General features: G+C 41.5%; 9 protein-coding genes and 1 riboswitch. Of the genes, 5 read left to right on the forward strand and 4 right to left on the reverse strand.

Features of this window, described 5'->3' with window-relative positions; all coding sequences use genetic code 11:
- Window positions 1–2,381 precede the first annotated feature (2,381 nt).
- On the reverse strand, window positions 2,382–4,298 hold the full coding sequence (locus AC0L7T_RS18635; RefSeq protein WP_473337447.1) for a D-arabinono-1,4-lactone oxidase: 1,917 nt from the start codon (window positions 4,296–4,298) through the stop codon (window positions 2,382–2,384).
- A gap of 168 nt (window positions 4,299–4,466) precedes the next feature.
- Window positions 4,467–4,562: riboswitch (TPP riboswitch) on the forward strand.
- Between the two features lie 69 nt (window positions 4,563–4,631).
- Between AC0L7T_RS18635 and AC0L7T_RS18640 the strand changes: the two genes are divergently transcribed.
- From AC0L7T_RS18640 to AC0L7T_RS18660, 5 genes are all read left to right on the forward strand, one after another.
- Window positions 4,632–5,354 (forward strand): class I SAM-dependent methyltransferase, encoded by a 723-nt coding sequence (locus tag AC0L7T_RS18640; RefSeq protein ID WP_473337449.1) that lies wholly within the window; start codon window positions 4,632–4,634, stop codon window positions 5,352–5,354.
- Entirely contained in the window at window positions 5,355–6,407 is a 1,053-nt protein-coding gene (locus AC0L7T_RS18645; RefSeq protein WP_473337452.1) for an AIR synthase-related protein, read from the forward strand.
- Window positions 6,404–7,045: a thiamine phosphate synthase gene (locus AC0L7T_RS18650; protein ID WP_473337453.1), complete on the forward strand. Its 642-nt coding sequence runs from the start codon at window positions 6,404–6,406 to the stop codon at window positions 7,043–7,045. Before AC0L7T_RS18645 ends, AC0L7T_RS18650 begins: the two co-directional genes overlap by 4 nt.
- Window positions 7,046–7,047: 2 nt before the next feature.
- Window positions 7,048–7,338 carry a Trm112 family protein gene (locus AC0L7T_RS18655; protein ID WP_473337454.1) on the forward strand — a complete coding sequence of 97 codons (291 nt, stop codon included), beginning with the start codon at window positions 7,048–7,050 and terminating at the stop codon, window positions 7,336–7,338.
- A 278-nt stretch (window positions 7,339–7,616) separates the two neighbouring features.
- Complete coding sequence (locus tag AC0L7T_RS18660) at window positions 7,617–9,572, forward strand: CASTOR/POLLUX-related putative ion channel (protein WP_473337456.1); 1,956 nt, start codon at window positions 7,617–7,619, stop codon at window positions 9,570–9,572.
- Window positions 9,573–11,627: 2,055 nt separating this feature from the next.
- On the opposite strand, the gene AC0L7T_RS18665 is transcribed toward AC0L7T_RS18660, so the two are convergent.
- The 3 genes from AC0L7T_RS18665 to AC0L7T_RS18675 all read right to left on the reverse strand — a co-directional run bounded on the left by AC0L7T_RS18665 (window position 11,628) and on the right by AC0L7T_RS18675 (window position 19,713).
- A complete protein-coding gene (locus tag AC0L7T_RS18665; protein WP_473337457.1) occupies window positions 11,628–12,587 on the reverse strand; it encodes a PorP/SprF family type IX secretion system membrane protein in 960 nt (319 codons plus the stop codon).
- An 83-nt stretch (window positions 12,588–12,670) separates the two neighbouring features.
- A complete protein-coding gene (locus tag AC0L7T_RS18670) occupies window positions 12,671–19,114 on the reverse strand; it encodes an Ig-like domain-containing protein (RefSeq protein WP_473337458.1) in 6,444 nt (2,147 codons plus the stop codon).
- A 56-nt stretch (window positions 19,115–19,170) separates the two neighbouring features.
- Window positions 19,171–19,713: a phage tail protein gene (locus AC0L7T_RS18675; RefSeq protein ID WP_473337459.1), complete on the reverse strand. Its 543-nt coding sequence runs from the start codon at window positions 19,711–19,713 to the stop codon at window positions 19,171–19,173.
- Window positions 19,714–19,924: the final 211 nt, after the last annotated feature.

The following is a 19,924-nucleotide window of genomic DNA, read 5'->3' on the forward strand; positions in this document are numbered from 1 at the left end:
GGTTAGCCGACGCAGGAGGTGCGACCCGGGGTGTAAATGAGTTGGCATTTATTGGGCATTAGCCTCCTGTAAGCTCAATAGTGAAACAGGCTTTTCGCTAATGCCAGTGGCTCCTCAACAAGAATTTTAAAATCTGTCATTCTGAGATTTAGAGATGGCTTTGAGTGAAGAAAGTTGTGAAAATCCACATCAAGACAAGTCTGATATTGGTGAGGGTTGCGAAAAAATCTCCCTTGCCCCCTATAAAAGAAAGGGGGACTCTCCTTATCTGCTTTTTCTGTGTCTATTTCAAGGAGGGAACTGCTTCACTAAATAAACCTAATTTTAACAGCAAGTATTAAAATCGAACTGATGTTAATCGAAAGAAGCCTGTAGGGCTTCACCAATAATAGCCACGGGTGAAAACCCGTGGACGGCCAATTCCACATCTATTCCTCAACCCCGATAGCGGGTTGAACAAGACTTCACATCACAAGCCTTATCCAATCATAGATTTGGGCTGTTAGGTCCTGAAGCTACTTTAAAGTTGCCACGAAATTTGCAAATAAATACCAGGAACAATTTTATTTAAAATGTAATAATCTGAGTTCAAGCCAGGATGATAAAAGAATCCTCATTCCGAGACCTATCATTTTCGAAACGCAGAAATCCAGATGAAAATATCCAATGCAGCACTCCAGAGGAGTGCAATCTTTGTAGCCCTAGGTTAGCCGACGCAGGAGGTGCGACCCAGGGTGTAAATGAGTTGGCATTTGTAAGGCATAAGCCTCCAGTAAGCTCAATAGTGAAACAGGCTTTTCGCTAATGCCAGTGGCCCCTTAACCCTGAATTTTAAAATCTGTTATCGGTAGGTTTTGCAGGGGCTTTGCGTAGAGAAGGTCGAAGGAATCTCCAACGTTATGAGATTGCCACACCCTTTTCCTACACAACCCCTCCCCAAAAAAGGGTTCGCAATGACGTTCTGGTGGTTCATTACCCGCCAATTCCTCATTCCGAGAATTAACATTTTAAAAACGCAGAAATCCAGATGAAAATATCCAATGCAGCACTCCAGCGGAGTGCAATCTTTGTAGCCCTGGGTTAGCCGACGCAGGAGGTGCAACCCAGGGTGTAAATGAGTTGGCATTTGTAAGGCATTAGCCTCCTGTAAGCTCAATAGTGAAACAGGCTTTTCGCTAATGCCAGTGGCCCCTTAACCCTGAATTTTAAAATCTGTTATCGGTAGGTTTTGCAGGGGCTTTGCGTAGAGAAAGTCGAAGGAATCTCCAACGTTATGAGATTGCCACACCCTTTTCCTATACAACCCCTCCCCAAAAAAGGGTTCGCAATGACGTTCTGGTGGTTCATTACCCGCCAATTCCTCATTCCGAGAATTAACATTTTAAAAACGCAGAAATCCAGATGAAAATATCCAATGCAGCACTCCAGAGGAGTGCAATCTTTGTAGCCCTGGGTTAGCCGACGCAGGAGGTGCGACCCGGGGTGTAAATGAGTTGGCATTTATTGGGCATTACCCTCCTGTAAGCTCAATAGTGAAACAGGCTTTTCGCTAATGCCAGTGGCCCTTTAACCCTGAATTTTAAAATCTGTTATCAGTAGGTTTTGCAGGGGCTTTGCGTAGAGAAAGTCGAAGGAATCTCCAACGTTATGAGATTGCCACACCCTTTTCCTATACAACCCCTCCCCAAAAAAGGGTTCGCAATGACGTTCTGGTGGTTCATTACCCGCCAATTCCTCATTCCGAGAATTAACATTTTAAAAACGCAGAAATCCAGATGACAATATCCAATGCAGCACTCCAGCGGAGTGCAATCTTTGTAGCCCTGGGTTAGCCGACGCAGGAGGTGCGACCCGGGGTGTAAATGAGTTGGCATTTATTGGGCATTAGCCTCCTGTAAGCTCAATAGTGAAACAGGCTTTTCGCTAATGCCAGTGGCTCCTTAACCCTGAATTTTAAAATCTGTCATTCCGAGATTTAGAGAGGGCTTTAAGTGAAGAAAGCTGTGAAAATCCACATCAAGACAAGTCTGATATTGGTGAGGGTTGCGAAAAAATCTCCCTTGCCCCCTTTAAAAGAAAGGGGGACTCTCCTTATCTGCTTTTTCTGTGTCTATTTCAAGGAGGGAACTGCTTCACTAAATAAACCTAATTTTACCAGCAAGTATTAAAATCGAACTGATGTTAATCGAAAGAAGCCTGTAGGGCTTCACCAATAATAGCCACGGGTGAAAACCCGTCGACGGCCAATTCCACATCTATTCCTCAACCCCGATAGCGGGTTGAACAAGACTCTACATCACAAGCCTTATCCAATTATAGATTTGGGTTGTTAGGTCCTGAAGCTACTTTCAAATTCACAAACAGTGAAATTTAACAAAGGATTAAGAATCTTGAATTCGTTCTAAAAAGGCATTTTTAAAGGTTTTTCCTCCAAAAAAGGCTTGCTGCACTTCCCAATCCTTAAAGCGTGGAAATGCTTTCTCCACCCGTTCCCTATACCAGGGCTCCACAGAAAGCCCCCAATGAGGAATGGCACCAAAGTCCAGCAATTCTCTCTCCAAACGCCTGAACAAAGGCAAGCTTCCGGTCACACCTTTTACACTTACCAGTTCAATCATACAGGTATCGTGCTGGTTCATCATGGATAAATGGGCATCGCATTGTTTGACAAACCGCAAAGAAAAAGGCGCTGCCAAAAGGTGGTGGTAAGGTTGGGCTTCTTCACAGACTTTAATAATTAGATCTACTGCATCAAATACCTTTTCCAACGGAAATCCAAATTCTACTGCATAGCCATAGAATTTCAGTTCTCCCAACCCCTGGTCCAGCACAAAACGAGACTCATCTTCAAAGCCTCCTCCTTCATCCCCACGGTGGTCTACGAGTCTGTGAATGGAATTGTTGGTCATTGCTGGAATGGCCTGATGGTTTTTATTGAACACCCAAGGAGAGAGTCTACCAGAAATCGCTATTCCTGAGATAAAGGAGGAAATATAATTCCTTTCCCTTCCCGCTTGTTCCCTATTTGACTTTTCACTGTAATCCCTTGTGGTCACCAAACATTTTCTTTGTTTCCCATCTTCTGTTTCGGCAGTCATGTCCCGATAGGGATTGATCAAAACTTCAAAATGACGGTGGGCATTGATGAATGTATGCACATCCTCTTTTTGCATCTCTGCTTTAAGCTCTTCCCAATTGTAGCTAATCCGCTCTTCAAAAAGCCTGTAATTGGGTTGGGCTTCTAAGATCATAGAAAATACAATCCCCACGGAACCAATACCCACCATTACCGCATTGAATTTCTCATCGTCCTGAATCAATTCAATTCCGTACTTTTTAACTTGATCATCTTTATTAAATTCAACAGGGTCAGTTATCCCATCCTTAGGTTCTACTCTAAAAATCATTCCCCCTTTGCCCACAATGGTCATTGATTTGGCAAAAACAGATACGGGACCAATTCCAATTCCTGACCCATGCGTAGAGGTGGCAATCGCTCCGCTTATAGACTGAATACTTGAGCCACCCTGATTGATCAGTGCCAAACCATGCTTTGTCAAAGCTTGTATCAAATGCCTGATTTTTGTTCCACCCCCCGTTTCAAAAAGGAAATGCTTTTCCACAGATTTTTTATTGCAAAAATTCACTTCTACATCAAAACCATCCTTGTATTCCTTTTTTATCCACTCCTTGGCAGGCCGCTGGGTCATGTTCATGTTTTGGGTGCAAACCAAAAAATCTTCACATTGGGCTACTGCCGTAAGCGCATGTCCAGAACCTACTGCCCTCACTTTTCTATTTTCTTTCTCAGCATTCTTCACCATTTCACTCACATCCAACAAGCCCTTAAAATCATACCATTTGCAGGATTCATCATCGGAAGTGAAATTCTCATAGTCCCCATTTCCAGGCACAAAAAACTTTAGCGGTTCAGAAAAATGATTGCCATACCAATTGCTCCACTTCCGTCTGAGTGGCTTCTCCTTCTCGAAAAAATCATCCTTGGTCAGCTCCTTGTCAAGAGATAAAATCACACGCTCATGTTCTGCCATTTTTTTATTCAATTGGCCCTCAATTAACCTTCTTATAAACCTTGGTGTAACCACAAAATTGATAACATTAACCCAGCGATTTCTTTTCGTTCTGGAACAATGATGGGTTAGGGTATCGTCCAACACTTCAATATGAGACGGAACATTCTTTCTATTAAAAACTACCTGAACCAATAATCCAAAAAGCACCCAAGAGACTACTGTATTACCTTTCTTCCAGGTAATAAATTTCGTTAATGCGGACATGTATCTAATCTTCTATTTTAAAAACCATTAAACAACTACCTAATTTATCGAAAATATTAAAAACCCACATGATTTATGCTTTATTAATTTCAATTTAAAAACAGTCTTAGTATTGCCATTGGAAATACTGCTTGCTTTACATGGGTTATTCGATATCTTTGTGGCTGTAAAATATGCACGGGGTGCTTGACAAAAGTCAGGCTGAGAAAATACCCGGAACCTGATTTGGATAATGCCAACGTAGGGATGCAAGCCAGATTTCCTTTTGTAATTTGAAGCTACATTCCACTGGTTTTGTTCGGTCGAATGTTTTTTTTATAAACGAATTACAAAATGGAAATAGAAAAGCAAAAAATGGGGCTGATCCCTCAGCAACAGCGAAACTGGCAAAACAGACCTGAATGGTTTTTCAACAGAGACCATACAGATACCTATGAACTTTGGTATGAAGGCCGCTACAAAAGAGCTGAGGTGTGGCAGAAAAAAATAATGGAACAGTTGGTAACCAAGGACAAAAGGGTGAAAACCCTATTGGAATTTGGCTGTGGCACGACAAGGTTTACCAGGTGGTGGAAAGAAATAGGCATAGAATCTACTGGAGGAGACATCTCTCCTTTAATGCTATCTCAGGCCATCCATTTGTTTGATGGGGATCTGGTAATGGCCGATTCTCACCACATGCCCTTCAAAGACAATACTTTTGATTCCCTTGCCTTTATCACCACTTTTGAATACTACAAAGACCCGGTCAAGGTGATCCGTGAAGCGGCCAGGGTTGGCAAATATGGTATTGCGATGGGAATGATGAACAAGAACTCTCCCAAAGTCCTTCGTCGTCGGGTGCAACAAGCTTTTGGAAAGAACCCTTTTTATGTCACCGCAACATTTTACACGCCCAAACACCTTATCAAGATTATAGAGGAGGCCTTGGAAGGAAGAGATTATACCATTACCTGGTCTTGTACCGGTTTACCTAAATGGTTTCCTGTACAGCAATGGAACATGCCTTATGGTGATTTCTTTGGCCTTTATGTGCAATTTAACGATGTTCAATAAATGAGCGAAAAAGCCGGAAAGATTGATGAAAGATTATTGGGTGATTTTATAACCTCCAATTGTGGGACACCCAATGAAAAGGTACTCGTTGGGCCTGGATTCGGCATTGACGTATCCATTGTAGAATTGGCAGGAGGACAGGCCATGGCCCTCACCAGTGATCCGCTTTCCTTAATTCAAACGCTTGGATTACAGGAATCCGCGTGGTTATCCGTTCATTTAATGGCCAACGACATGGCCACCACAGGTTTTGCCCCCCAATTTGGCCAATTTGTACTGAACCTTCCTGCTACTTTAAGCCAGGCTGATTTCAAAATTTATTGGCAATATGTGCACGAGTATTGTGCTGCTTTGGGCGTTGCCATCACTGGAGGCCATACCGGTTTTGTCGAAGGACAAAATTCTACTATCGCAGGAGGAGGCACATTTATATGCATCGCCCCAAAAGACCAAATGCTAGCCACCCCCAAAGCCCAAGCTGGTGACTGTATTTTGGTAACAAAAGGAGCAGCCATCTCGTCTGCTGCTATTTTGGCCATGAGTTTTCCGAAAACAGTAAGCAACAAACTCGGAAAAGAGGTATATCAAGGAGCTTCGGATTCATTTTACCAAACAAGTTCTATCAAAGATGCAATAACAGCTAGAGGAAATGCAGCTGAAAACAGTGTCACTGCCATGCATGATGTCACCGAAGGTGGCGTATTGGGCGCAATCTATGAGTTGGCTAGTGCAGCCAACTGTGGGGCTGTCATTGAAGAGGACTTGATACCCGTTGGAGCAATACAGGAAGCCGTTTGTCGCCTTTTCTCGCTGGATCCTTTGCAATGCATTGGAGCAGGTTCCATGCTGATTACTTGCAAAAAAGACCAGGTAGAGAAAATAAAAAGTCGCTTGGCGAATGAAAATATTGCCTGTACTGAAGTTGGCCAGTTAACTGCTGCCGAGGAAGGCATTTCAATCTTCAAACAAGGAGAAAAAACGCCAATGATTTATCAATCTGTAGACCCTTACTGGGAGGCTTTTTTTAGTGCATATAAAAACGGATGGCAATGAAAAAACTAAACTTACAAGCAGATAAAAGTATTTACCTGGTCATTGATCCTTCTGACAAGCCTGAGGCTGTGCTTTTTCCTATTTTGGAACAGTTGTTTACTTTCCCTCTTGCTGCTGTGCAAATTTGGGATCATTTTGGAGAAGGACAGGATGCAGTCGCATTTACAAGTAAAGTCGTGGAATTGGCAGCTGCTTATGACTTCCCGATTTTGGTAAACAATAGATGGGATTTACTTCAAGTAAAAGATGTAGACGGCATCCATTTGGACAGCATCCCTTCGGATTTATCTTCCATCAGTGAATTTTCGGCAAAAAATCACTTGGTAGGACTGACTGTAAACAATGACCTGGACTTGATCCGACAGGCAGACAAACTTGGGATGGATTATGTATCCTTTTGCTCAGTTTATCCTACCAAGACCACACAACATTGTGATTTGGTAAGCTTCGATGTAATCAGAGAAGCAGGAAAAATCACGGACATGCCCTTATTTTTGGCTGGAGGAATCAAGATGGAAAACCTTCCTGAGCTTCAATCGCTGCCCCACTCAGGGATAGCTTTAATTTCAGGAGTGATGCAAAATCAGAACCCCGTCAGCGCCTTACAAAAATATTTTAATTCATTACAATCAAAATAACGATGAGATTATCCACAATTGATAAATTATGTTGCCCATTTGATAAAGCCGATCTGGAGTTGACCAGTATAACAGAAGATACAGAGAAAAGAATTCTGGAAGGCTGGCTACACTGCAAAGAATGCAAAAGAATCTACCCGATAGTAAAGGGTTTACCCATTATGAATCCGGATGAATACAGAGAAGTTGATTTAGAAAAACCATTGCTTGAAAAATGGAGCAAACACCTTGAAGGGAAAACGGTCAGCAATTTTCGTTTAATCGAAGCCGGAAAAGATATTAACCCTAAATAATTTTACCCAGATTGTGTAATGCCCAATGCATTGCATGATCTGTTGTTTGTTATTTTAATCAAAAAACCATGTTTGATTGAAATAACAAACATTTTGGATATGACCAAAAGAAAACAAACCCTTTTTCCCAAACACCTGAAAATTTTGGAACAGATGGGAGAAAGCATAAAACGCGCACGAAAAAGAAGAAAGCTTACAACCTTGCAAGTCGCAGAAGGGCGGATATTGTAACTTAATTTTTATATTGAAGGGCAGAAAAACTCCTGTTTAAAAATTATATGCGATTAAAAAGACCTAGAATTCGGCGGAAGATTTTATTTACACTGGAAAGACAGTTGGTAAAAGGTGCTCAATACCAGCTTTTGGTAGTTGCAGCTTTGATAGGCATGATTTCCATTTTTGGGGGCTTATTAGTGATACCCACTGATACACCCAATCAATCCTTAGGTGAGGCGGTCTGGTGGGCATTCCTCAGACTTACCGACCCTGGTTACCTTGGAGATGATCAAGGCAATTGGCGCCGTTTTATCTCTACCCTACTTACAATAGCAGGATATGTGATATTTTTGGGTTCTTTGGTAGCCATTATCACTACCTGGATGAACAGGAAGATTCGTCATTTGGAGCAAGGGCTTACCCCTGTAACGGCCAACAACCATATCGTCATTCTGGGTTGGTCCAATAGAACGATTCATATTGCCGCGGAAATTTTTCAATCCTCTGGGAGATTGAAAAGAATGTTTGAAAAATTCAACATTAAAAAACTAAAACTGATTGTCCTTTCCGAGGAGGTAGGTCCCTTTCAAATGCAGGAATTGAAGGACAACCCGATGATTGGTCGCCGTGCACACGAAATTATTTTGCGCACAGGAGTGGCTATAGACAGGGAGCATTTACGAAGGGTGGATGCGCTAAATGCCGCCGTCATTATTATTCCAAGTTTGGCCTATGACCGAAAAGAACTGATTAATCCAGATGTGGAAACCATTAAATGCCTGCTTTCATTAAATGCTGAAGCCAGGCAGTTTAACTTCACCACCCTCCCCTATGTAATTGCCGAAATCCAGGATGATCATAAAATAAACGCTGCAATCAGGTCTTATAGTGGGCCTCTGGAGATCATTGGTAGCAATGCAATAATTAGTCGCCTGATGGCGCAAAACATCCGTCACCCGGGACTTTCACAAGTGTATAACGAGCTATTGTCTCAATTGACTAAGAACAATATTTTTACTCAGGAATTTCCAGAAACCATTAATCAGCCAATAGGGTCTGTTAAAAAAGCCTTTACCAAAGCCATTGTTTTGGGAATAGTTAGGGAAGAAAATGGCAATTATATTCCTTATCTAAATACGGATGAAAATGAAATCATAAAAGAAAAAGATCAGTTGATCCTGATAGCCAGAAATTTTTCAGACCTGGAATTGGAAAAGGACTTAATTGAAAAAGACAGGAATCACCTTCCTAAGAAAAAGGCTCTAACTGTAGAAGAACAGACGGGAATAATTAGAATTCTGGTATTGGGATGGAATGAACATGTGCCCTCTTTAATTGAAGAATTGACCACTTATGAGGATGAATCCTACTACATTAGGATCGTATCTTTAAAAGCCCTCCAAGACAGGAAGAAGGATTTTGGCATGGTAAACGAAGGACACGAAAGGATAGATATCGACCATGTCGTGGCGGATTATTTAAGAGAATCCGTTATTAAGAGAATTGAAGCGGAGACCTTTGATCATATTTTAATGGTAAGCAGTGACAGGATGGAGGAAGAAGAGGAAGCAGATGCAAGGACTATGGTTGGGTTTGTTTTACTCGAAGAGGTACTGGAGAAATCTGTAAAAAAACCATCCATTTTATTGGAACTGGCGGATCCGAGTAACGAATCTTTGTTAAAACCTTTCCAAAGCGAAGTAATCATCAGCCCAATGATTTTGAGTCATCTTTTGGCAAGCATTGCCATGCAGCGGGAGTTATATAGCATATACAATGAGCTTTTTACTGTTGGAGGTCCTGAAATAATCTTTAGAAGCATTGAAGAATACGAAATAAATGTTGCTACGGCTTCCTTTTCAGAATTGGAAGAACAGGCCTCGTCCTATGGTGAAACTGCACTCGGGCTATTTATCCAAGGCAAAAAAGGGAAACGTCTTGTGTTAAATCCTCCAAAAGATGAAATGATAAACTTGTCTACTATTGATAGCCTTGTAATCCTTACGACTGTTTATTAAACATAAAAGCAGGCAGTAGGTCTTCAATTGGGTAATTGATTCACATCTCCTAAAGAAAATGAGGACGAGTCACATTGTCCTAATTTATCAGCTCTGAAGGAGCGCAATACAACAGCCACGGGTGTAGCCAGTGGTTCAGTGAATGCACATTAAATGATTTTGGCGGTATTGTTGCTTTTTTTTCTGCAACAATACTGACAAAATCTCGACCCAAATTGGCTACCCTACATTACTTTTGTTGAAGTCTTCGAATCCCATCTAATTCTCCATTGATTTACATTCCGTGCATGTCAATTTTACCGTTACCTAAAACTCCGGAGGAGTGATATTTTTGTAGCTAGGGGTGCAAACCCCTGGCAGAAATAACATATACAGCTCGATTTTGGCGGCATTGTTGCTCTTTTTTTCTGCAACAATGCTGACAAAATCTCGACCCAAATTGGCTACCCTACACTACTATTGTTGAAGTCTTCGAATTCCATCTAACTCTCCATTGATTTACATTCCGTGCATGTCAATTTTACCGTTACCTAAAACTCCGGAGGAGTGATATTTTTGTAGCTAGGGGTGCAAACCCCTGGCAGAAATAACATATACAGCTCGATTTTGGCGGTATTGTTGCTCTTTTTTTGCAACAATACTGACAAAATCTCGACCCAAATTGGCTACCCTACACTACTATTGTTGAAGTCTTCGAATTCCATCTAACTCTCCATTGATTTACATTCCGTGCATGTCAATTTTACCGTTACCTAAAACTCCGGAGGAGTGATATTTTTGTAGCTAGGGGTGCAAACCCCTGGCAGAAATAACATATACAGCTCGATTTTGGCGGTATTGTTGCTCTTTTTTTGCAACAATACTGACAAAATCTCGACCCAAATTGGCTACCCTACATTACTATTGCTGAAGTCTTCGAATTCCATCTAACTCTCCATTGATTTACATTCCGTGCATGTTAATTTTACCGTTACCTAAAACTCCGGAGGAGTGATATTTTTGTAGCTAGGGGTGCAAACCTCTGGCAGAAATAACATATTCAGCTCGATTTTGGCGGTATTGTTGCTTTTTTTTCTGCAACAATGCTGACAAAATCTCGACCCAAATTGGCTACCCTACACTACTATTGTTGAAGTCTTCGAATTCCATCTAACTCTCCATTGATTTACATTCCGTGCATGTCAATTTTACCGTTACCTAAAACTCCGGAGGAGTGATATTTTTGTAGTTAGGGGTGCAAACCCTTGGCAGAAATAACATATACAGCTCGATTTTGGCGGTATTGTTGCTCTTTTTTTGCAACAATACTGACAAAATCTCGACCCAAATTGGCTACCCTACATTACTATTGTTGAAGTCTTCGAATTCCATCTAACTCTCCATTGATTTACATTCCGTGCATATCAATTTTACCGTTACCTAAAACTCCGGAGGAGTGATATTTTTGTAGCTAGGGGTGCAAACCCCTGGCAGAAATAACATATACAGCTCGATTTTGGCGGTATTGTTGCTCTTTTTTTGCAACAATACTGACAAAATCTCGACCCAAATTGGCTACCCCACGTTACTATTGTTGAAGTCTTCGAATTCCATCTAATTCTCCATTGATTTACATTCCGTGCATGTCAATTTTACCGTTACCTAAAACTCCGGAGGAGTGATATTTTTGTAGCTAGGGGTGCAAACCCCTGGCAGAAATAACATATACAGCTCGATTTTGGCGGTATTGTTGCTCTTTTTTTGCAACAATACTGACAAAATCTCGACCCAAATTGGCTACCCTACATTACTTTTGCAGAGGGCTTGGAATCCGGGTTTAATACAATTATGCGATCCATTTTACTAATTTTTCTAAAGCCGCTAAAAAAGTCGTGGTCCTATTGTCCACGTGTATTAGCAAGCAACGTTACTATCTCCCAATGAAAAAGGATTCTCGTTAAACCCAGATTATGTAATAGGATTCCCCGTGTTTACGGGAAGTGTTGCAATCGCAAGAAAATCAGGCCGTTTTGAAGCGATTTCAGCACGTAATAGATTGCATATTTCGGGTTAAAACTACCAAATCAACACTTCATTATCTGATTGTCTGGTATTGTCTCTGAAAAGGTTGAATACTGCTGAAAACTCGTGCGTATTTCCAGGCAAATTGTAGCCTCTCCCCATAGGGAACTCAAACAGGTAACCCACACGAACCCTTTTGGTTAAAATTCCAACCTGTAAATTAGTTGCCGCGTTGACACGATGGCCCACACCAAGCCAAATTCGGTCCATCAGCAGTGCTTTCATATTCATTTCAATATTGTCATTGATGTGCTTCTGTGTACGGTAAAAGGTATTAAAAATCAGCGCCAGTTTTGAACTCAATGCTTCTCGGTATCCAGCCTGGACCACGCTAGAGGAAGGATATCCGTTCATAAACTCAGCTCCGGAAACTATCGCTCCACCAGCCACCCGATGCATTCCGTAGGAGAAATAGTAATTGGAATGTGTAAGGGCTAAACCCATGTTGAAGTCCACCACCTGCATATTTGAAAAACCTCCCAAATATTGACCAAGTAAGGGATCACTGAGGTCCTCAGCGGTCAGCGCATCTCCATTCAAACGAATATTCTGATAGCTCACTCCAGCTCCTAATCTCAGGTTATGTTTTGCGGTGAGTCTGATTCTTGAGGCATAGGCCACTATCAACTCAGTTTCACGAAAAGCACCATAGCTGTCCTGAAGCAGGTTAATCGATACCGCATTCTTACCCATTAGTGCCGGGTCTATCTCTCCTGCAATCTCTCCAAAATCAATCTCTGCACTAAAAAAATTCGTCCTTGGTGCCCCCTCAATTCCTGACCATTGATTTCGTACAAAGCCTCTAATCGCACTCCCCTCATAGCCCGTCAGGCCTGGATTGAAATAACTCTGGAAGTGGCTGAAGTTGGAAATATATTTCCTGGATTGCGCCATAGAATGGAATGCTAATCCCATTATCATAAGCCCTGTAAGAATGTAACTAAGTCGTTTCATAAGTCGAAAATTTTTTCCGGTCTGGTATTCATTCAAAAAACAGGACCGGGTAATGGAATTTACCAGATTCCAATTCCTTTGTTTTATTGCTTCAACAGGTTTAGCATACCTCTGCGAACCTCGTCGGTTTCCGCCACGCTGATTACCCAAACATAGGCGGCTACTACAGGGTCTTTTCCATTGATCCCTCCATCCCATCTGGTATCCGGATTTTCGGTGTAGAAGACTCTTTTACCACTACCAATCTCGTAAACTTCGATTTTCACACCTTCATAATAGCGAAGGGCAGGTACCCCCCAGGTATCATTTACCCCATCATTGTTTGGTGTAAAGGTATTCGGAACGTCCAACTGATCCAGCGGGATGCGGGTTCTGGTGATCTGGAAGTTTTTCTCCAGTACACTTCCTGCTCTATCTGTTACGCGTAGCAAAATCGTAAACATCGTTTTGCCAGGTAGCTGCTCGGCACTACTCCAGAAAAGGACACCATCAAGCACCTCGAAGAAGCCATTGTCTTGCACGCTTTCCGCTAGGCTCAGCGAATGGATATCATCACTTGGATCTACTACCGTGAAGTTTCCTATTTCCTGGAAGAACTGATCAGGAATAGCGATAAAACTGTTCACACTTAAGGTAACATCTTGTGGAACTGGCTTGGCTTCTACGGTGATGGTCACTACTGGATCGATGGTATAAGTGTTTAAAATACCCGCTGAAAGAACCGCTGTACCAAAGAAGTTGGTGGTTCCTCGAATCAATGGGTTATATCCTGTTAGGTTCCAGGTCACCGGTAGGTTGATAAATTCTCCCCTTCCGGTCACTCCCACCACTTCAGTGGATAGATCAAGTTCGGTTTCAGAAGTTCCCCAGGTTACTGAGACAGATTGGGCAAGGTATTCCACAAGCGATCGCTCTTGTATATAATCCGGAACGCCATCATCATCGCTGTCTTTCACCTCTGATATATTGTTAGGGTTGGTGCCCTGTTGCTCTTCTACATGGTCCGGTACATCGTCTCCGTCCGTATCCAAATAATCTGCAGGATCTGTTGGATTGGTACCTTGCTCTTCTTCTATATAATCAGGAACTTCGTCCCAGTCACTATCCTTATAATCCATCAGATCTGTAGGGTCGGTCCCATCAAATTTTTCCACATCATCAGGAACGCCATCATTGTCAGTATCATTGGTAATGATCTCGAAGTCTGCTCCCGTAAAGGCTATCGTATAATTATCCCCTGCATCCAGGCTTCCCAGTCCAATGGAGTAAGTTCCAACTGCCTCACCTGCTACTCTGCTCAATGCTCCACTAAGCACACTTTCATCATCATCAGTTCCAAAGCCGGAAGCTGTATAGGTCAAAATAGGATCCGTTTCTCCAAATAGTTTAGATTGACCTGGGGCAGCTATTATGGTAAGTGTTTTAGGCACAATAACAACGGTTACTATAGCAACCGCTCCTACTAAATTCCCAGCACCATCAAAAACAGTTAATTCCACGTTATTAGGTCCTACATCCTCACTGTCAAAAACTGTTTTACTTAAAGTCCTATTTTCTATACTACAGTTATCACTTGAACCGTCATCTATCATCTCTGGCAATAAGGTCACTGTCCCAAATACATCGACATTCAGTAGGCTATTTTTTACTTTGGCTACCGGGGCGATATTGTCTTGTATCTTTACGATAGATTCTGCATAACCTGCATTCCCAGCTTCATCTGTTGCGGTTACCCTAAGAGGATTAGCCCCTAAATTTGAGCAGTCAAAGGAAACTTTACTCAATTCCAATTGAATATTGGCTGCGTCGGAGAAATCATCTGAAATTGGCGTTGACAATAACTGGGAGGGAATTAATACACTTGAATTGCCATTTTCATCTACAGCTATATTCAGGCTTGAAAAAACAATCGGAACTGGAGCCTTAGTGTCAATAGTCAAATTCAATGGATCTGATTCACTGGTATTTCCTGCAATGTCAGAAGTAGTTGCCTTGATGGAATGTATCCCTGATGACAAATCAGCAGCAGGTGTAAATGACCATTGCCCACTCCCATTTACTGTGGCATTGCCTAAGGCCCCATCAATAGTACTGTTTATCGTAACTACAATTCCCGCCTCAGCTGTACCTTCAATAATGGGAGTAACCTCATTGGTGATATTATCTGTATCACTTTTACCAGAATCACTGCTACCCGCCAAGTCAGGAGTACCTGGCATGGCTGGAGCTTGACTATCAATAGTGAAAGTCAAAACAGCTGATGCTGAACTTTCATTTCCTAAAGCGTCTAATGCCATTGCTGAAAGTCTGTAAACACCGTCCGATAAGGTAGGAGAAGAAAAAGTCCATTTTCCTGTGCCATCAGTGGAAGTTGAACCAAAAGGAATTGCAGGGTTTATAGTAAACCTTATCTCAGTATTTGGTTCAGCTGTACCTTCAAAAATCGGTTGATTTACAGAAGTTATGTTATCTACATCACTCTCACCAGTATCACTAACTGCTAGTAGGTCTGGTTTGCCAGGAGGATTTGGAGCTTCGGCATCCACCAATACGTTTGTGGTAGCACCAACATTGTTCAATGTTAAATCAGCATCAGTTCCATCAGTATTCTTAATTGTACCTCCATTGGCAGACAAAGAAAGGATTTCGATCCCATCAAGGTCCAAATCGCCTGTCAATACTGTATATTGGAATTTATAGGAATTAGGTAAAGTACCTGTTAAAATTTCTGATGAAGTCTGTTTTACATCTCCTCCTATTCTCAGTGACAATTGAGGAGTTCCACCGCTTGCATCAATAAAAACCTCTTCAGAGAAAACAATATCAAAAAACAAGCTACTGTTATTTCCATAGGTCCCTGCTGTTGGAACATCAACAGAAATAACTGCAGGAATAGGTGAAATATCAATATTAACTGATCCCAAAACAACATCAGTGCCGCCACCTGTACCTGTATTTCCACCATCATTGGCGGTAAGTGTTAATACCGCGGCATCATCTCCAGAAAGTGCTACAGGACCAATATATTGGATATTGGATGCAACATTTAAATAAGTATCTATTTCAGAAGAAGTTCCAGTGAGCGTCAAAGTCCCTGTCCCTGATCGTCCCACTGATATTCCTCCTCCATCCGTTGCTGACAAAGTCCCCAAATTAACCCCTAATTCAAGTACAATATCATTTGCACTTGCATCTACATCTTCAAAAGAAGCTGCAGATAGATCCACATCACTTGCTGTATTTTCTAATACTGAGACATCCGTAGGTTGACCAGTTAAGGTTGGGTCATCATTAATGGGAGAAATATTTACATTAATAGAACCAAGTGATACCTCTCCTCCTCCACCCGTTCCGGTGTTGCCATTATCATCGATAGAAAGTGCAATCGTTGCTGCATCAGAACCATTCAAATTTTGCTGGCCTAAATACAGAATATTTGAAGGAATATCCAGGTAGGCATTCAAATTTGCCAAACTTCCGGAAATTGTAATTCTATTGGTAGCATTTCCAGAAAAGGAAAGATCCGCGACAACAGCCATGGTCATGGTTCCGCTTGAGGAAGCAAGCACTAAATCCAATAATCCTGCCTCGGAATCCGGGTCTTCCAAAGTAACACTTGCCAGGTCCAATTGGCTTGCTTCATCCTCTACTACATCAATACTAGATGGAATTCCAGTTATTTTAGGGTCATCATTTACTGCTTCAATATCAAATGAGACCGAAGCATTATTTGAATCGACAAAACCATCGTTTGAAATAAAGGCTATAGTTGCCACATTTGCCCCATATAAATCCGGTACAGGTGTAAAGGTGGCATCATCCAACGCATTATTAATGGCCTCTAGGGTACCGGATGCTGTGAAACTGGTAGCGCCATTTCCTGATCCACCAAATGTGATATCCGTAGTGCCTATAGCGATGGTCCCTCCCGTAATGGAAAAAGTAAGCGTCTGATCATCTCCATTCTCATCAGTAATTTGAATATCATCCGCTAATGATACGGCAGTGTCATCTTCTGTTACCAAAGGTGCGGTAGGTGAAGTAGCTACCGGAGCATTATTAGCTGTTTTTTGCCTGGTATCAATAGCTGAAGATCCAATATTCCCTGAGAGATCAGTTAAGGTAGCTGACAAAGTCACAGTTCCTACTCCCAAACCACTTAGGTCAATCCCTGTAATTTGATCAGTTGCTGTCGCTATTGTACCGCTTCCTGTTACATTCGTTCCGCCCCCATCACTAGACATCGTAAAATTGTAGGTAGTGCCAATCTCGGCATCTGCAAAAGTAAAACCAACGCTTGAAGTATTTAAAACATTAATCGGATCCTGATTGATACTTACAGAATATCCAGCAGGCGCTTCAAAATCAGCACAAAACTCGAGGTTGTCCAGGGCCAAATAAATAAAGCTGCCTCCTGTTTCTATTTCCAACCCATCCACAAAGGTGTTGGAATTATCTATTCCACCTTCTAACGCAAAATCAATGTAGAAAAACCCTTTATTTGAGCTGAAGTCAGTTGGGAATCCTGTTGATTTTGTTATGGTATATTCAGTATTAGCGCCATTTACACCCCGAATAGTTACTGTTCCATTATTTGTTGGCGGAGGGTTTGTACCTGCGTTGGAAGTTAGGAATAATCCCAATCTGCTGAACTTAACAGGTATGTCTGCAGACAAAGTGTAAGGTCCTGTTCCTGTATTTTCGAGGTAACCACTTGAGGAATTAATTCCAAACCCACTTTTATCTTTTACAGCCCAATTCCCTCCTAAGGTGATCCCCTTTCCATTGGAAGAAAATGATGTTGCCCCATTGGCAAAAGTTTCAAATGTTTCAATGAAACAGGCACCTACAAGATGAATTTCTCCATTGAGATATTCGAATGGTGGGGTATTCGTTAAACCATCTTGAATGTCAGTCCCTGCATTCAATTTTATCTGAATGGAACCTTCTCCGGAAATACCGGTAACGCCTAAGGTATAAATAGAGCCAGAACCCGAGATACTCGTCAAGTCACCTGTTGCCGTCCCTGTTATAAGTAAGGTGAAATCATCCAAGGTTACATTACTGGCCACCTCATCAAAGGTAACCTGATAGTTTACAGTACCAGAAGTGGATAGTGGATTGCCCACTTTAGAAATATTTTGAACTACGGGAGCTTGATTATCTACATCCAGTGCGGCCTCACAGAAATTCATATTGTCAATGGCCAGTTCTATAAATCCTCCACTGATAGTAAAGACCAGTTCATCCACATTGGTATTGCGATAATTTGCCGTTCCATCTGATGAGAAATTAATCGTTAAAAAACCACCATTAATAGCGGTAGTCGTGGGAAACCCTGAATTTTTAGTGATAGTAAATTGATCTACACCAGCATTCTTGCCTGTAATGGTGACTGTTCCAATTGCAGTAGGCGCAGAGCTATTAGCGATATTGGAGAGGTACAGATCAATGGTGCTCATGGTAAATTCGGAAGCACTGCTCAGGGAAAATGATCCGGCCGTGTTATTATTGATTACATAGCCATTGGAACCTCCTGCGCCAAATCCTGTCTTCTTTTCAATTTCCAAACCTGTGCCAAGAGAAAAATTTACCCCATTCCCGCTAAATGTGGTACTTGCATCTGCTTCTGTTTCAAAAGTCTCTCCAAAACAAGCGCCAACATAATGGAGCTGTCCAGCCGTAAATGCAGGTGTTCCGCTAATATCATCCACATTGGCGATGTTTGAACCTCCTTTTAAATCCAGGCGAATGGTTCCCTCGCCGTCAATGCCATTTAAGGTGACAGTATAAGAAGATCCTGATCCAGTGACGGCACCAAGAGTACCAGTAGTTCCAACTGTTGTTAACTGAAAATCATCCAAGCTAACATTTTTTGCCTCTTTTGAAAAAGTAACCGCGTAGTTTACAGAAGTAGCAGTTGTCAAAGGGGTACCCACAAGTGAAATACTGGTCACTACCGGAGGATCAGCATCTACCGGATTGATGGCGGCACCAAATGAAAAATTATCTATATAGACATAAAGGTCAGCTCCTTCAATTCTAATCTCGTCAATAGTATAGAAATCAGTGTTTGCTGAGAAATTTTTTACTCCTGTTGTTTGGCTATCAAAATTGACATTTACAGTTGTTCCAACCTGTACACCACCACTAAAAGCTTTAATTGTTCCACTTGCTGAACATTCGGGACAGCCATTTTGAAGCCAAATACTCGTAAGCTGAAAAGCAGTCCCATCTACTTTGGTGATTTTCCATCCAGTTACCCCTCCAATAGTTGTATTGGTATCGTCCAACGCTCTGCTCCCTGCAAAGCCTCCTGTAGCAGAACTTACATTGGCACCTGAATTGGTACCTGAAAAAATCTGAAACCTTACCCCTGAATTTTCATAGGTCTGAGTTCCATTCAAGGATAGCGCAGTTGATGTAGTTATTTCATTGAAATCCACTGTTGTTTGCGCGAAGGAGAAAAGGGTGTTGCTAAGAAAAAGCAGTAGAAAAAAAATGATTTGGTTAAATGGGCGTGTCATTTGGATAAAATTTAAATAAAAGTACCGACCCAGGATGGGTCGGTTTTAAGTACACTCTAGCTTCTGGAAGGAAAAATTCCCTGCAGTGCTATAATATAATTCATCCCAAGAGAAGGTTGCATATTGTTATGCGCCTGACTTCCTCCAGTATTTGAAATACTGGTTCCCATAGAAACATTGGCAGCTCCTGTATTGTACCCATTGACAGGAATAGCAGGTGAACCTCTTTCTATGATTACATTGTCTTTTGCAAGCGTACTATTCGTTGGATCGTTAGTATTACCGTCTGCATTGTTCCCCATCAGTTGATGTGTGTGGGATGGTATTTCATTTTGATTTAAGGTTACTGTTTCTGTTCCTAACATTGTGCCAATTCTCCTATCTGATAGGCCGTTTCCTCGCCCCATTCCCACTGCACAGCGACCTCTCAAATCAGGTAAACCAAAAGTAGTTCTGCCATCTCCACCGTATTCAACGCCTAATAAAGAGAATAAAGCTTGATTCGAATTAATAGATAATAATTGGCCATTGCAAAATGCCCAGCCTCTTGGTGCAAAATTAAATCCCACCATCATAATCTGTCCTATAAAGGGTTCCATTGTACTGATAATTTAAGTTTAAACTATATTAAATTTATTCGGTTATTTATTGAATCTATTTAATTTCCCGGATAACCAATCAACCATCCTTAGATAACTTGATCTACTATTGAAGATGTCCTACCTAAAACAGACTTATAGGTGAAAAATCAAATTATAAAATTGATTTTTCCTTTTAAAAATTACCTAAGTTTATAATTAATTAAATTTT

The organism is Cyclobacterium sp. 10D3-21 (assembly GCF_055809755.1).